This window comes from Salegentibacter salegens (genome assembly GCF_900142975.1).
Lineage (GTDB): Bacteria > Bacteroidota > Bacteroidia > Flavobacteriales > Flavobacteriaceae > Salegentibacter > Salegentibacter salegens.
Genome location: NZ_LT670848.1, coordinates 658,850 through 674,911, shown reverse-complemented (window position 1 = coordinate 674,911; position 16,062 = coordinate 658,850). Strand labels below are relative to the sequence as shown.

The window sequence follows — 16,062 nt, the reverse complement described above, 5'->3', positions numbered from 1 at the left end:
AATGCAATGAAAAAAGTAATCCAGCTTCACCAAACCACTCCAGAACAATTAGTACAGGAGATCTTACTAGGCGTTAAAGGAGAAATTGAAATCCTTAAGCAAGATTTCCGTCCAAAGGAACCGGAAGAATACCTCACCCGTTCAGAAGTGTCCCAAATGCTAAAAGTTGATCTCTCTACAGTGCACCACTGGACCAAAAGCGGAAGACTTAAACGATATGGACTGGGCAGGCGTGTGTATTACAAAAGAAGTGAAATTGAACAGTCACTCATAGAAATTACACCCCTGATCCATTAAACCAATTTCTAAAATTACGTTGTTATGAATGGATATGAACTTTCCAGGGCCTGGTTTGATTTCAGCTTTGCCAATACTTCTAAGGTAAAGCCGGTACACAGTGCTATTTTCTTTTTTGCCATAGAACGTTGTAATCGGTTGGGGTGGAAAAAAGAATTTGGTTTCCCTACCGATCTGGCCATGGAAGCTTTGGGCATCAAAAATTATAAAACCTATTACCGCGCTCTGCAGGATTTAGAGGCGTGGGGATTTATACAATGGATCCAGAAAAGCAAAAATCAGTACACTGCCAATATCATTGCTTTGGTAAAAATTACCAAAGCACCTTCCCAGGCATTGAACAAGGCACTGTCTGGGCATCATACAAAGCACGTTCCCCGGCAGATCCAAAGCACCTATCGAGGCATTGCTAGTATAGATAAACAAGTAAACCTTAAACCAATAAACCATAAAACTTTAAACAAAAAGCCATTATTCGAAGTTGAAAAAATTAAGATTAAAAAAGACCAAGAAGTTTATTTCGAATGGGCCCTTAAATTTCAAAAGCTGTTTTTAAAAAATTTAAAGCGAAAAGACGCGCCATCGAAAAAAACAAAAGAAGTCCGGTTTAAAGATTGCGTGGAACCCATCCAGAAAATGTTGACAACAGACGGGGTAAACGAAGTGCAATTACAACTTGCCTACGACATTTTAGACGGCGAAGATGAATTCTGGAAAGGTGTTATTCTGGATACTAAAAAACTGCGGGAAAAAATAGATCAACTTATCGCCCAGGGAAAGAAGATTAAAGAAACAAAACAAATGGATCTCCGGGTCCACGATAAAATAAGAAACTATGATTAATACGGTAAAGGAAAAAAAGGCAATAAAAATCCCTCCACCTGTCATCAGGCTTAGTAAACCCGCGCCCCTGATTAATAAGCAACTATTTTGGCACTTGTTTTTGAAACAGGTAGCACTGCAAAAAATAGATTTTAAAATTGAAAAACATAATGAAAAAATCGTTTACTGTGTTTTTCGTTATTTCCTGCAAATGGAAAATTTTAATGAGTACGGAATCATTAAAAATAAGGCAAGTCTAAGTAAGGGATTACTGGTTTATGGCGATTACGGAGTTGGAAAATCTACACTTTTTGACCTGATTCATGAAGTTGGAAAGGAAATCATTAAAACATTTCATATTGCACAGCTTTGGTTTCCCCGTATATCGGCTATTTCTATGGTGACTCAATATCATCAGTCACATAAAGATCCCAGCAGTACCTTTGTTTTACAAGATAATTATAAGGCGAAATTATTCATCGATGATCTGGGGAAAGAAGAAAAAGCATTTAATCGGGAAGAATTAATCGAGAAGGTACTTTTCGAAAGACACCGGCGAAAACGTAAAACATTTGTCACTACCAATGATACCCCATCGGCAATTGCAAAACGCTATGGCGCACATATTGGTGACCGACTGCCAGAAATGTTCAATATTATTAAATGGGAAGGGGGAAGCTGGAGGGAATGAAGAATATGTTGGCTATGAACAAAAGTCCTCACCCCATTTTCCACGATTTCACAAAAGCTACATCTTAAGAAAAAGAGGTTCGTCGAAAATTCTTGAACCCAAGCCAAAAAACTCGGTGTGATTACAGGCATTTGAAAATAAATTTAGAGATGGGGTTTTACAAGAATACAATGGAAATTTCTTTTTGGTTTACGTCCGCTGGCAGGTTAACCTAATTCGTATGGAGAAATTAATTTTGATCGGGCTGCATTTCAATATTATGCATTTAACATCCTACGCGCCCTTAACTCTTGATGAAAAAGATAAGGCTTTGGAACTGAACGGCTGCATAAACCGGTTGCTGCGCTGCCCTTTTTTATAAGCCTAACATTTCCAAACTCCTTTATAAAAAATTCATCAAAAGGTAACGGCGAAGGCGCTATAGGAAGTAAAGGAAAATAAAAAGGAAACGCATTATTCAAAGCATACTCGTTTAGCGCTGTTCCACAAAAACAAAAGGAAAACGCTCCAGATATAATAAGTAAATGGTTTTAGAAAGGGCTATTAAAGTAGGGAACTATTTTAAATAAGGACTGCTAAAAATGCGATTTTTAGTCTGTAAGAATGAAGAGTATTCCCGTAAAATAATAATGATAAAATGTAATGGAATTCAATGCAACTTTTTGTTCCTAAACACAAATTTAAAATGAAGGAGGGAATAGCAAGAGGGTAACCGGCAGAGCCAGGTTACATATTTTAATTCCCTCTCAATATGTTGATAATCAGTATTTTAAAAATATTTAATTTTAACATTCAGGAGAATAAAAGCTCCTTTTTTACTAAAAACCTTTCACAACCCCTGAAAACAGGCAAATTTATTACTAAAAAATGGTCAAGAATTATAAAAAAGAGAAGTTTGAGACTTTGAAGATCAAGTCGTCGGTGGCTAAAAAATTTAGGCGTCATTGCAAAAAAATGAGCCAGTCCCAGTCCATGTATTTAATGATTATGTTGGATTTTTTTGAACAAAACGATATTTCACCTTATGAAGATTTGGGTCCCCATAAAATGATGTTAGCCAATCTTATCAAGAAAAGATTCAATGGACTTATTGCGATTATAAAAAATATCGAAAAATTTCAGACCAAACCTACCGCGGCAATGATGTCCTCGCTATTCGAAGTCAAAGCAAAAGAAGAAAAACCTTTGATATTAGAAAGAAAGCAATTGGAAAAAGGAGGTGCAGGAGAAAAGAATCATTTGAAATGGTAGAATATTTAAGATCTTTCGATTAGATCCATACCCAGAGTAAGAGAACTAAAAGCTTCTTACCCCAAGAATTAGTATTCTATAAAGATGCTTATTTGATACATATTTTTTAAACTTCATAATTGTCCCAATTCATCACTTCATTTCTGTTAGTCGGATCCATAGCTATTTTTAAAAAATCTTGATCGTATTCCATTCCGTGTTTTTCTAGGATATGAGCTGGCACCCCATCCCAAACATTTGGGGTATTCCCCCGATAATCGAGATATTTAAATCCCGGTTCACTTGTAAAATATCCGGTAACGACTAGTTCTTTAACATTTGTAAAAAAAATTGGCCCGGGAGAATCTTTCTCAAAATCTTTAGGATAGGCAATATGATCTATAATTTCCAGCTGATTTTCTTCTGAAATTTCAGTAAAAGATTTATCAAAACGCTTATTACTTTCTCGTTTTAGCCACATTAAGCCTCCACGTATTGGGATTTGGTGCTCTGGCATATCTTTTACGATAAATTCAATAAATTCCGGTACTCCCGTTTCAGTAGCGGTAACCGAATCATCATCTTCAGGAATAATAATATCAGAAAGTATAGCTATGGTAGCCATTTCTCCTTCCGAAAAAAAGGTTTTTGAATGCAATTCCTCGTCGCGTTCTTCTTCTGCTGGTGTTCTTCCGTAGCTTTCATTCTCCTCTATTACATCACCTTCTTCAACCGGCGATTCCTTGTCTGTTACGCAACTACTCAAGAAAAGGCTGGAAGCCATACCGCCCATTACAAGAGTTTTTAACGATTCCCTTCTATCCATAACTTATAGTTTTATATATTTCCTTTCTTTAGTTCCTCTATCAAATAATCGGTCGCGCGCCAAGCCAGCGCCAAAATGGTCCAGGTTGGATTTTTATCGGCCTGAGATACAAAAGGACCACCATCCATTACAAATAAATTTGGAACATCGTGGGCCTGATTAAACTCATTGATCACGGAATATCGAGAATCTTCTCCCATTCTTGTCGTACCGACTTCATGAATAATCCTTCCTGGATTTTCGAGTCCGTAATTTGTTTCTTTTCCGGGTTTGTCGCCTAACGGAACTGCTCCCATATTATGTATTACCTCCTCAAAAGTATCCTGCATATGCTTTGCCTGCTTAACTTCTTCATCAGACCAGCTGTAATTAAATTTCAACACCGGGATCCCGAATTTGTCAATCGTATTAGGATCTATTTCACAATAATTTTCTTTACGTGGAATACTTTCCCCACGACCCGCCATACCAAAGGTAGCACCATAGAATTTTTTCACATCTTTTTTGAGACCTGTACCATAGGCATTCCGGGATGTATCACCCGTAATTTCCTTTAAAGCCTGAGTATTAAAACCAAAGCCATAGGCGGGCATACTCATCCCTCCCCAATATTCAATATGATACCCCCGGGTAAAGCCGAGATTTTTATTATCGTTAAGCCACTAACTAAGTATTCGGCTCGCCGATAGGCAAGAGCTGAATATTTTGTTGACGAATCCGGTTGATTTGCCGTCTATGGGTAAAACGATGAATTGAGGGAAGGATAATTGGAGGTTGAACGGTCTTTACGTGGCTAAAATATATAGAATCTACTTATTTTATAACGTCATCTGGACTTTTTTAGTGGTTTCAATTTACAATAGTTGGTTTTTATCGTTTAATTTTAAAGTTAAGGCATAGCAGAGGCTGCCCGCCTTTGCAGATTAATTTTTAATTGCTCATATTCAATTTCTTATCTTTCAGTAAGACTTTCCAATTTTCGGGTGGCCCGCGGTCATTGAACAGCAGAATCGTATGCAATCTTCCTTTTTTACAAACAGGACATCTGCGGTGCAAAAGTGGCTGCTCTGTTTTGACAGGTTCTATCTTTTCTGTGGCCAGTTCAGCTTGCAGTTTTGGCAACTTCTCCTTCTTCCAACTGCTGCTTAAAATACCATAATGCCGTATTCGAGTAAATCCCTTAGGTAAAATATGTAAAGCAAACCGCCTGATAAACTCTTGGCCCAATAAGGTTAAGTTGACTTTCTTTCCTGCACGACGATAATCTTTTGCAGTAAAAGTCACCTTTCTGTTTTTGCGATCTACATCCGTAATCCGATGATTGCTAATGGCTATTTTATGGGTATATCTGCCCAGGTATTCAATGACAAATTTTGGACTTCTAAAAGGTTGTTTGGCATATACCACCCACTTTTTACTGAATACCTTATCGTAAACTTTTTGAGGAATTTTTAACTCACTTTTTCTAAGCTCAGCTATATATTTTGCCCTAAACACTTGGCTCATGGATTTTACATTGAATAGGTATTTGCTATCGTTCTTTGCCTTTTTCCATTTGCCCGATTTGCTCAATCCACCTCCCGGCACAATGCAGTGCAAGTGCGGGTGCAAACTCATATTCTGGCCCCAGGTATGGAGCACCGCAATCATCCCCATCCTACCGCCCAGGTGTTCGGGGTTGGCCCCAAATTGCTGCAGGGTATGCCAGGCAGCCCTAAACAAACTGCCGTACACTATTTTGCCGTGGCTCAGGGCATAGCTGTTAAACTCGCTTGGGAGGGTAAAGACCAAATGAAAATAAGGAACGTTCAAGAGTTCATCCTCTCTTGCCCTAATCCATTCTTCGCGTTTGTGCCCCTGACATGTGGGGCAATGTCTGTTCCTGCAACTGTTATAACTGATGTGCAGCCCGTGGCAACAATCGCATTTATCAATATGGCCGCCCATAGCTTCTGTTCGGCACCTTCTTATGGCCTGCAATGCACGGTAATGCCATGAGGTTAGGCTCAAGCTTTTGAGCTGTAGCTGTTCCATCTCTAAAATGTCAGCTACCTTATGTTGGGGCCGCATTAATCGTAGAGCTTGTCTAGAGGGGAAAACTTCGAACAACTAGGTAAATTGGCAACATGCAAATAAGTCAAAGTCATTTCGATGTGGGCATGGCCCAAAAGTTCTTTTAGGCTGACAATGTCAACGCCATATTCCAACAAATGCGTAGCAAAGCTGTGCCGCAACGTGTGGGCGGTTATTTTTTTAGAACTGCCTATCTTACTTCGGTTCTCTTTGATTACCCAACGCACTCCGTTGGTAGTCAGTCCCCGCGCTTCTCCATCTTTGGATACCTGGCTGTTAAAAAGATATACTTGGGGGTTTTCCGTTTTAATATACTTTTTTAGTCCTCTGGTCAAATGTTTGCTCAAGGGGACGTAGCGGTCGATCTTACCTTTTTTCTTGGGAATAAAAACTGTTTTGCGATCAAAATCGATGTCAGCCAATTTTAGATTGCACAGCTCGTAGCTGCGAAGTCCACAGCCATATAGCATTCCTATGATCAAGCGGTGTTTAAGGTACTTTGGCGCTTTTAAAAGACGTTTAACTTCCCCTTGGCTCAAGACGGTTGGCAGTTTAAGATCCCGTTTGATCTGGGGCAGCGCCACTCGTTTGGCCTCCATGCCCATTACTTTATAAGCAGCCCTGAGGCCAAAAATGGTGTGCTTAAAAAAACTTTCAGAAGGGGTTTTGTGAAGTTTTTGGCAATAATAAAGGTAGTCCTCAATGTTTTCCACCGAGAGTTTTTCTGGGCTTCGTTTATAATGCAGGGCAATGTGAGCCAGACATCTAAGGTAATTGTTTAAGGTGCTTTTTGCCTTGCCGTTAATGGAAAAGCTTTGCTCCAATTTGTTTTGAAGTGTACTGAAGCCCTGTACTTCTGCGAAGGCGAGTTCAGCAATGGTTTTACTTTTTTTTAAACATGATAATAGATTTAAAATTTAGCTACAAATTAATAAATCTATTACTTTCACAAAATGAACATCCTATCTGGGCTGGTCAGGCGGGCTTCCGACCGATAGGGAGGATTCGTTCAACATGGTGTATAAAGATGCATTCCTCCTACTCCATCTTCGTTATAGCGCTCCCTATCTACCAGATCTGGAATAAAGCCGCCGCGGGAAGACCCCGTAGAATCGTGTAGGTATTTACCTACTACTCCGCTTGAATTTGCCAGCCCATTAGGATGCTGAGCAGATTTGGAATTGAGTAGAAGTCTTGCCGAACTACAAGCGCTGGCTGCAAGGATGACCACCTTTGCTTTTAATTCGTAATCTTTTAAATCTTCTTTATTGATATAAGAAACACCAGTAACTTCTCCTTCACCATTAGTTAATACCTCTCTAACCATCGCATTAACGTAGAGGTCTACGTTACCGGTTTCCATTGCCGGTTTCACCAATACTGATGATGATGAAAAGTCAGCGTAGGCCATACAGGATCGGGAACATTGGCTGCAAAAAAAACAAGCGCCTCTTTTCTTGTTTACAGGTTTTGTAAGAATGGATAATCGTGAAGGAATCATGGGAACACCTGCTTTGTTAGCTCCTTTTTTAATATATAATTCGTGAAGTCTTGGTTTTGGCGGAGGTAGAAAATAGCCATCAGGTTCATTCGGTATATTTTCCTTTGAACCAAAAACCCCAATTAACTTATCAATCTTATCATAATAAGGTTTCACATCTTCGTAACCTATTGGCCAATTATCGCCTTTCCCATCAAAATCTTTTCTTTTGAAATCTAAGGGGCCGAAACGAAGAGAAATACGCCCCCAATGGTTAGTTCTTCCACCTAACATTCTTGATCTAAACCAATCAAATTCAGTATTCCGGTTTTGGGTATAAGGCTCTCCTTCTAATTCCCAGCCACCATAAGCCATATCGAAATCGCCAAATGGTCTGGTTGTAGAAGCTCCTCTTCTTGGAGATTCCCAAGGCCATCGAAGCTGTGTACGCTGTTCACTATTGGCAGGATCAAAATCCGGTCCTGCTTCCAAAAGGGCAATTTTAAAACCTGCATCAGCCAATAATTTGGCAGCCATGCCCCCGCCGGCACCAGAGCCTACTATGCATACGTCATACTTCTTAGGTTGTTTTCTTATTTGCACTGCCATTCAACTAAATTTATAAGATTATACTTTTTCTTTTTTGCGCACACCTTTCTCTGCTTTTGCTAAGGCTACAGCATAAGCTCCCAACATTGTGGCATTATTCGTTCCTAAACGAGAAATACCCACAGGTATTCTCTTATCCTCTAAAAATTCTATTTTCCGGGAAGAAAATGGAATTTCAATTTTTTTAGTAGCCCTGTTATAAAACTCTTGTTTAGATTTTTCTTCTTCAAAGGAAAAGGCTTTGGAAACTATTCGACTAAATTTCTTCCTTTTTCTATTTTCAATATTACTATTTAAGTGCTTTAGAATTTGTGGAAGCAATAAACTTGAAGAACCTGCTATACCACCCCCAATTACCACTGCACCATCGATCATGGTAATTGCATTAGCCAATGCTTCCGCAGCCACCTGTGCTACTTCATTATAGGCCTTCACGGCTGCATCACGGTTTCCCTCTTTTTCCCCAATAGCGATTTCAAAAATATCTCTTGGACTTAATGCTGCACTTTCTGTAGATATCTCCTTATAATAATATTGAATTCCCCTAACACTGACACTTTCTTCAACTATAATTTCTGGCTCCAATAAATTTCGCATTAACCAAATTTCACCTCCTGCCGAATTATCTCCACCGCAAATTTGATTGTTTATAACAATTCCAGCACCAAAACCAGTCCCTATTGTGACACCGATGAGATTTTTAAACTCTTTACCTATTTCGAAATCTTTGAAACCTTTATTGACCTCAGGAAGAAAACCTCCAATAGCCTCACCATAAGTAAAAAGATCCCCATCGTTGTTAATGTAAGTAGGCAAATTAAAATAATCCTCCAACATTGGTCCCAAAGCAACACCCCCATTAAAAGAAGGAAAATTAGGAGGATTTATGATGATTCCCCTTTTGTATTCTGCAGGGCCGGGAAAAGCAAAACTAATAGCAATTGCCTTCTCTGGAAGTAATAACTCTTCTACTTCTTTAAAACCATTAATAATCGTTTCCAAACATTTCTTTAAATCAGTAGAATTGGAAGGGGATGTTATTAAAGGAGTTATAGGTTCTCCCCCTTTTAAAGCTGAAAAAACAAAATTTGTTCCTCCAGCATCTAATGTTAAAACTATTCTTTCGTCTTGAAATATATTCATTTGTAATATTAAGCAGTAAGATTATTTATTATTCTATTATTGCAATAATTACGGTTTTCCTTGATAGGTCTTCCATAGAGACTCGCCGAATAAGGTACTTGCCCTAGAAAAAAAGCACTAATAAACCTATTTCTTTCATTTTATTTTTCTTTATTTCTAATCTTTAAAACAGTTAAAACTGGATAATGATCTGAAGTTAGACGCGCTTGATTTTCATAAAGTAAAATCTCTTTGGGGTGAGCTCCTGAATTTTTCTCTTTTTTAAGTTTTTTCATATCGGTATGATAGGTATCAGTTAAAATACCGTGCTTTAAAACCTTAAAGTCATCAGTCACAAAAACATGGTCTATCCGACTTTCACTACGTGTGTTTATCTTAAAACCGTTAAAACTACCTTCCGGACCATATTTCAGATCGGCGAGATCATAAGCATCAGTTAGTAATTCAGAGCCATTTAAAACCTTAAAGCTGGCACTATTTTGATCTACATTAAAATCCCCGGTTAATAAAGTTGGTTTATTTTTAGCTATATCTTTTATTTTTCTTAAGATAAGCTTAGAGCTTTCTTTCCTGGCAATAATACCGACATGATCGAAGTGAACATTAAAAAAGAAGAATACAAGACCTGTCTCTTTCTCTTTAAATTTTCCCCAAGAAACAATTCTCGGTAAAACGGCATCCCAACCCACATTGGGTTTCGAAGGATCTTCCGAAAGCCAAAAATCACCTTTGTCCAAAAGCTGAAACATTTTAGTTTTATAAAATATAGCTGAATGCTCCCCTTTTTGTTTTCCGTCATCCCGCCCGACTCCGATATAAGAATAATCAGGAAGTCTATTCGATAATTGATCCAACATATGGCGCAAACCTTCCTGACTACCAAAAATATCAAAATCATGAAACTGAATTAATTTAGCAACCGTATTTCTCCGGTACTTCCAGTTATTCAATGAATCGTCAGGATTGTCATACCTCAAGTTGTAACTCGCTGCTCTTAAGATTTGGGCATCAACTGAACTAAAGCATAAAATAATTATTAGAAGAGTAAAAAGGTTTTTTTTATTCTATTATTCATCATTGAGATTCATTTGAAAGTGAGTATGGAACATCGCTTATATTAGTTTCTCTTTTAAGGGAAGCTTACACTTGAAGTCCAGCCCCCGGTTATCCCGGTGCCGATTACTATGGCTTCAAATTTTTGTTTGTTCTTTATTTTGTTCATTACAAAACCTTTTTATTATCAACAAAAGCAGCCTTACTTATAAGTATCCTACTTTCACTACAGTTATCAGCTTATAGTCCTGAATAAAATGCAAGATGCTATTTCTATTGAAAAAAGTTTGATAGAGCTTAATAAGGTGAAAAAATAGGGAGCCTAGAGAAAAAGATTGATTTTTATAATTCTGTCATACCTTTTTAAATGCTCTGACTATGGCATATTCCACGCCTCGTAACTCGGCAAGACCTCTTAAACGACCGATAGCAGAATAACCTGGATTACTCTTTTTCTTTAAATCATCAAGCATTTTATGGCCGTGGTCAGGTCTCATTGGCAATCTAATATCTTTTCTGCCTTCTTCCATCCTTCGTTTTTGTTCTTCCAACAGAGCTTTCATAACTCCATACATATCGACATCACCATCTAAATGATCTGCTTCATGAAAATTACCTTCAGCATCTCTTAACGTACTACGTAAATGAATAAAATGAATACGCTCTGCAAATTGTTTAACCATTTCGGGCAAATTATTATCCTCCCGAACGCCAAAAGATCCGGTACAAAATGTTAAGCCGTTATTTCGTACAGGTACCGCCTCGAATAAATACTGAACATCTTTCGCCGTACTTACCACTCGTGGCAAGCCCAACAGCGAAAACGGTGGATCATCCGGATGAATGCACATGTTAATCTCCACCTTTTCTGCGACCGGAATAATTTGCTTTAAAAAATAGATTAAGTGTTTCCTTAGCTTCTTTTCATCAATTTCGTTATAACGATCCAAAATTGAATTGAAATCCTGAAGCGAATAATTTTCTTCGGCCCCGGGCAAACCGGCGATAATGTTATTTACAAGTTCTTCTTTTTTTTCTTCTGAAATATTTTCAAAATATTCCTTAGCTTCATGAATTTCCTGCTGAGAATAGCGATTCCCTGCTGCTTTTCTTTTTAATAGAAATAATTCAAATGCCACAAAAGCTTTCTTTTCAAAGCGCAAACCGGTAGAAGTATCCTTCATCTCAAAGTCAAGATCTGTCCTGGTCCAGTCTAAAACCGGCATAAAATTGTAGCAAACAATATCAATACCACATGCCCCCAGGTTTCGAATTGTTTCTCTATAGTTTTGAATATATTTTTCAAAATCCCCCGTTTGTGTTTTTATATCCTCGTGGATAGGAACACTCTCTACTACAGACCATGTTAGTCCATTATCTTCGATTTCCTGTTTTCTTTTTAAAATATCTTCTTCGGGCCAGATCTCTCCATTCGGAATATGATGCAAGGCTGTTACAACGCCAGTTGCTCCAGCTTGTTTCACATCAGCTAGACTTACGTAATCTTTAGGCCCGTACCAACGCCATGTTTGTTCTAATCCTAATTTCATAATTTATTTATTTTAAATTCCGCTATACGCGCTAAATCCGCCATCTATTGGCACTACGATCCCAGTAATAAACTTAGAACCTTCATCACATAACCAAAATGTAGTAGAAATTAAATCCTCAGGTTCACCGAATTTGCTAAGGGGTGTTCTTTTAATAATAGTTTCCCCTCTTTCGGTAAGACTACCATCTTCGTTAGTAAGCAGAGTCCTGTTTTGTTCTGTTAAGAAAAAACCTGGTGCAAGGGCATTTACTCGAATACCAACTTTTGAAAAATAAACAGAAAGCCACTGGGTAAAATTTGAAATTGCAGCTTTTGCTCCGCTATAAGCCGGAATTTTGGTTAGGGGTTGAAAAGAATTCATAGAAGAAATATTGATGATATTTCCACCTTCAATGGTAAGCATATCTTCAGCAAAAACCTGAGTTGGTAACAAAGTTCCCAAGAAATTCAGTTCAAAAACAAATTTTATACCTTCAGTATCTAAATCGAAAAATGTCTTTACACTATCATTCTGTTCTTTCGAAGGGTCAAAAAACTGATGCCCCGTTGTTGCTTTGGGATGATTTCCTCCTGCACCATTAATAAGAACCTCACAAGGACCAAAGATATCCTTTACTCTTTTACGAGCTGTTAATAAGGTCTCTTTTTCAAGTACATTTACCTTTATAGCTAAAGCTTCGCCCCCATTCTTTATTATAGTTTCGGCAATTTCTTCTGCCTTTTCCAAATTCAAATCCAATAATGCTATTTTGTTTCCCTTCTTTGCTAGGGCGATAGCTAAGGTGCTACATAATACTCCACCCGCACCTGTAATAACTATAGTTTTCATTTTATTAATATTTTAGTTAATTATTCAAACAATTTTGGTAGCCATAGGCTAATTCCTGGTATAAAAGTGATCATTAGTAATACAATAAACATAACTACATAAAGAGGTAATAGAGGCTTAATTACTTTCTGAATAGAAGTCTTGGCTACTCCCACTCCAATAAACAATACTGATCCTACAGGTGGTGTACATAATCCCACACAAAGATTCATTACCATGATCATCCCGAAGTGCACAGGATCAACACCCAAATTTTCGACTACAGGTAGGAATATTGGTGTGAAAATTAACACTGCTGGAGTTATGTCCATGAAAGTTCCTACAAAGAGTAAAAGCAAATTGATTATTAGCAGAATCACATATTTATTTTCACTTAATCCCAATAATAGTTCACTTACCGTCTGCGGAATATTTTCGAAAGACATCACCCAGCTCATACTCATGGAAGTTGCAATAAGTAATAATACAATCGCTGTTGTACCAATTGAATTTAAAAAGATATTATATAACTTTTTTAGATTAATTTCTTTATAGATTGAAGCCAGAATAAGAGTATACAGCACTGCAATTCCTGAAGCTTCTGTAGCCGTAAAAACTCCTAAAACTATTCCCCCTATTACAATAATCAACAATAATAAACTTGGCAGAGCTACTAGGAATGTAGTGGATATTAATTTAAGAGTACTGCGCTCTCCTGCTGGATATTTCTTTTTTCTTATCCAGACTGTACCCATAAGCATTAAAGCTAATCCCATTAGAATTCCCGGAATATATCCAGCTAAGAATAAACTAGCAATAGATACGCCACCACTGGCCATAGAATATACAATAAGCACATTAGATGGTGGAATGATTAACCCTGTTGTAGAGCTAGTCACGTTGATGGCTGCTCCAAACTCTTTGGAATAATTCTCACGTTCCATATGTGGTCCTAAAATTCCACCAATTGCAGAAGCCGCAGCCACAGCAGAGCCTGAAATAGCTCCAAAAAGCATAGACGCAATTACATTTACATATATAAGACCTCCAGGAAGCGAGCCTATTAAAGCTTTAGCAAAGCTGATGAGTCGTTTGGCAATCCCCCCCTGATTCATAATTTGACCCGCCAGAATAAAAAATGGAATGGCAAGCAACGAAAAACTATCAAGACCAGTAGCCATACGCTGAGCCACAGTGGTAAATGTTGCCAGAGAATCGACAGAAACGAGAAGAGCAGCAAGACAGGAAATACCAATCGACCAGGCAACAGGAACCCCAATACTCAATAAAATTATAAAGGATATGACCAGAATGAGTATCTCTATAATCATAATAAATATTTTTTTGCGTTGAAAATTTCATTTAGTTTATAGATGATAATTAAAATTCCACTTAGTGGAATTACCATATAAACAACCGATATTGGCAAATGTAAAGCTGCCGAATTTTGACCTAATTCGATATTCATTAAAACCAGATTGCCACCCCCGATAACTAGAACAGTCACACAAAAAGCAACAATCAATATATTGATGAATATCATCAGTTTAATACGGTTTTCGGGTTCAAGTTTTGGAGGTAAAATATTTATCGACAAATGTTCTTGTTGCCCGGAAGCATAAGCTGCGCCAAGTAATCCGATCCAAATAAGTAGAAATCTTGCAATTTCTTCAGTCCCCGAGCTGGGATTTTGCAATATATATCTCGAGAATACCTGCCATAACACAGCCATCACATTTATCGCCATCAAAATGACTAATACACCGCCTAAAATTTTATCTAATATTTTCTTCATATTGTTATTGTACAGCTTGTATTGCTTCTATGGTTTTCTTCATTACAGGATCCTTTTTAAATTCATCATACATAGGTTTCACTAATTCTCTGAATTTTTCCTTATCAGGATGGATTATGGTCACACCCGCCTCCTTCATTCCGTCCAATGCTTCCTGTTCAGAATCCTGCCATAATTTCTTTTGATAGACAGAAGATTCTTCCGCAGCTTCCTTTAACCATTTTTGTTGTTCAAGATTTAATTTATTCCAAACAATAGTACTAATTATCAGTTCGTCTGGAACAGCAGTATGTTCGTCCATAGTGTAGTAAGGACATACATCATAATGATTATTTAGGTAATAGCTTGGCAGGTTATTCTCTGCACCATCAACAATTCCCTGTTGAAGAGCCGTATATAATTCTCCCCAGCTTATTGGTGTAGGGGAACCACCTAAATGTTCTACAGTATTGATCGCTGTTTGGCTGGGCATCACCCTTAATTTTAAACCTTTTAAATCTGCTGGTGATTTTATGGGCCTATTTGCATAAAAATTCCTTGTTCCTGAGTCATAAAATGTTAAACCTAACAATCGCTTACTCTGACTACTTTTCAATAAATTCTCTCCAATATTTCCTTCTAAAACCTTAAAACGATGTTCATCATTCCTGAAGAGATACGGAAGATTTAAAACTTTAAATTCGTCCGAAAAATTTTCCATAGTTGCTGCTGAAACCTTCGTCATTCCCAAACTTCCAATCTGTAATAGTTCCAGGCTTTCACGCTCCGATCCTAACTGCTGATTAGGATATATATCGATAGTCATTGTTCCTTTAGATTTCTCTTCTAAACGCTGAGACATATAAAGCATAGCTTTATGAACAGAATGTGATGTATCCAGTCCATGCCCCAAACGGATCACTTTTTTTTCATCTTCAGATTCGCAGGCTAAAAACAATATGCAAAGCAACGAACAACTGAAAAACAGATATTTTTTTTTAAAGTTTATCATTTTCGTAATGATTCTATAATTTTAATTGATTCTTTTACCTGCTCTTCTACTTTTTCGTAATCAAAACTTCCATCTTCTTTTTTATAAAACAATTTTGAACCGACCCCAACACAGTGGACCCCGGCAGTAAACCATTCCTTTAGGTTTTCTTTTGTTGGAGAAACCCCTCCCGTAGGCATGATACTCGACCATGGTAGTGGTCCCCTAACCGCTTTTATAAACGAAGGCCCTCCCACCTGAGATCCAGGAAAAATCTTAACAACTTCAGCTCCCAGTTCCTCCGCATAATTAATTTCGGTTACCGATCCGCAGCCTGGCAGCCACGATACTTTCCGACGGTTGCAAATTTTGGCCATTTCAGCATTGATTAGTGGGGAAACCACAAAGTTGGCTCCTAGCTGAAGATAAAGTGCTGTTGTTCCCGAATCAATTACTGAACCAACCCCCAGCATCATCCCTGGTAGTTTTTCTCTAGTGAATTTCTCCAGTTCCACAAAAACTTCATGAGCAAAATCTCCGCGGTTGGTAAATTCAAATACACGGGCACCACCCTCAAAGCAGGCTTTTAAAATTGCTTTGCAAGTAGGTATATCCTGATGATAAAATACAGGAACAATTCCTGTTTTCTTCATTTGTTGTACAACTTCTATTCTTGTATATGTTGCCATCTGTTATAAATGCTTATGTTGTTT

The 16,062-nt window shown here is 37.8% G+C and carries 15 protein-coding genes and 2 pseudogenes; 4 read left to right on the top strand and 13 right to left on the bottom strand.

Features of this window, described 5'->3' with window-relative positions:
- Positions 1-6: 6 nt before the first annotated feature.
- The 4 genes from B5488_RS02940 (at position 7) to B5488_RS02920 (ending at position 3,061) form a co-directional block, all read left to right on the top strand.
- The gene (locus B5488_RS02940) at positions 7-297 is read left to right on the top strand and encodes a helix-turn-helix domain-containing protein (protein ID WP_079733912.1); all 291 of its coding nucleotides are present in this window, start codon (positions 7-9) and stop codon (positions 295-297) included.
- Between the two features lie 24 nt (positions 298-321).
- The gene (locus B5488_RS02935; RefSeq protein ID WP_079733911.1) at positions 322-1,140 is read left to right on the top strand and encodes a hypothetical protein; all 819 of its coding nucleotides are present in this window, start codon (positions 322-324) and stop codon (positions 1,138-1,140) included.
- Entirely contained in the window at positions 1,133-1,810 is a 678-nt protein-coding gene (locus B5488_RS02930; RefSeq protein WP_079733910.1) for a P-loop NTPase family protein, read from the top strand. Before B5488_RS02935 ends, B5488_RS02930 begins: the two co-directional genes overlap by 8 nt.
- Before the next feature lie 867 nt (positions 1,811-2,677).
- Positions 2,678-3,061, top strand: coding sequence for a BfmA/BtgA family mobilization protein (locus tag B5488_RS02920; RefSeq protein ID WP_079733908.1), 384 nt, complete (start codon positions 2,678-2,680; stop codon positions 3,059-3,061).
- Positions 3,062-3,167: 106 nt separating this feature from the next.
- Here the strand turns inward: B5488_RS02920 and B5488_RS02915 are convergent, their stop codons facing one another.
- The 13 genes and pseudogenes from B5488_RS02915 to B5488_RS02855 all read right to left on the bottom strand — a co-directional run bounded on the left by B5488_RS02915 (position 3,168) and on the right by B5488_RS02855 (position 16,038).
- A complete protein-coding gene (locus B5488_RS02915; RefSeq protein ID WP_079733907.1) occupies positions 3,168-3,866 on the bottom strand; it encodes a gluconate 2-dehydrogenase subunit 3 family protein in 699 nt (232 codons plus the stop codon).
- Positions 3,867-3,877: 11 nt separating this feature from the next.
- Positions 3,878-4,528, bottom strand: a pseudogene (locus B5488_RS02910) (GMC oxidoreductase); the annotation flags it as partial.
- A gap of 268 nt (positions 4,529-4,796) precedes the next feature.
- A complete protein-coding gene (locus tag B5488_RS02905) occupies positions 4,797-5,936 on the bottom strand; it encodes an IS91 family transposase (protein ID WP_079733906.1) in 1,140 nt (379 codons plus the stop codon).
- Positions 5,936-6,763: a tyrosine-type recombinase/integrase gene (locus tag B5488_RS02900; protein ID WP_231919798.1), complete on the bottom strand. Its 828-nt coding sequence runs from the start codon at positions 6,761-6,763 to the stop codon at positions 5,936-5,938. The genes B5488_RS02905 and B5488_RS02900 overlap by 1 nt, the downstream gene beginning before the upstream one ends.
- A gap of 191 nt (positions 6,764-6,954) precedes the next feature.
- Positions 6,955-8,028 (bottom strand): annotated as a pseudogene (locus B5488_RS02895) (GMC family oxidoreductase N-terminal domain-containing protein); the annotation flags it as partial.
- Positions 8,029-8,046: 18 nt separating this feature from the next.
- Complete coding sequence (locus B5488_RS02890) at positions 8,047-9,171, bottom strand: ROK family protein (protein WP_079733905.1); 1,125 nt, start codon at positions 9,169-9,171, stop codon at positions 8,047-8,049.
- Positions 9,172-9,311: 140 nt separating this feature from the next.
- A complete protein-coding gene (locus tag B5488_RS02885; RefSeq protein WP_262507339.1) occupies positions 9,312-10,148 on the bottom strand; it encodes an endonuclease/exonuclease/phosphatase family protein in 837 nt (278 codons plus the stop codon).
- 429 nt (positions 10,149-10,577) lie between these two features.
- Positions 10,578-11,774, bottom strand: coding sequence for a mannonate dehydratase (gene uxuA, locus B5488_RS02880; RefSeq protein WP_079733903.1), 1,197 nt, complete (start codon positions 11,772-11,774; stop codon positions 10,578-10,580).
- Positions 11,775-11,786: 12 nt separating this feature from the next.
- On the bottom strand, positions 11,787-12,605 hold the full coding sequence (locus tag B5488_RS02875; RefSeq protein ID WP_079733902.1) for an SDR family oxidoreductase: 819 nt from the start codon (positions 12,603-12,605) through the stop codon (positions 11,787-11,789).
- Between the two features lie 20 nt (positions 12,606-12,625).
- Complete coding sequence (locus tag B5488_RS02870; RefSeq protein ID WP_079733901.1) at positions 12,626-13,915, bottom strand: TRAP transporter large permease; 1,290 nt, start codon at positions 13,913-13,915, stop codon at positions 12,626-12,628.
- Positions 13,912-14,379 (bottom strand): TRAP transporter small permease, encoded by a 468-nt coding sequence (locus B5488_RS02865; protein WP_079733900.1) that lies wholly within the window; start codon positions 14,377-14,379, stop codon positions 13,912-13,914. Before B5488_RS02865 ends, B5488_RS02870 begins: the two co-directional genes overlap by 4 nt.
- 4 nt (positions 14,380-14,383) lie before the next feature.
- Positions 14,384-15,370 (bottom strand): TRAP transporter substrate-binding protein, encoded by a 987-nt coding sequence (locus B5488_RS02860; protein WP_079733899.1) that lies wholly within the window; start codon positions 15,368-15,370, stop codon positions 14,384-14,386.
- A complete protein-coding gene (locus tag B5488_RS02855; RefSeq protein ID WP_079733898.1) occupies positions 15,367-16,038 on the bottom strand; it encodes a bifunctional 4-hydroxy-2-oxoglutarate aldolase/2-dehydro-3-deoxy-phosphogluconate aldolase in 672 nt (223 codons plus the stop codon). The genes B5488_RS02860 and B5488_RS02855 overlap by 4 nt, the downstream gene beginning before the upstream one ends.
- Positions 16,039-16,062 lie beyond the last annotated feature (24 nt).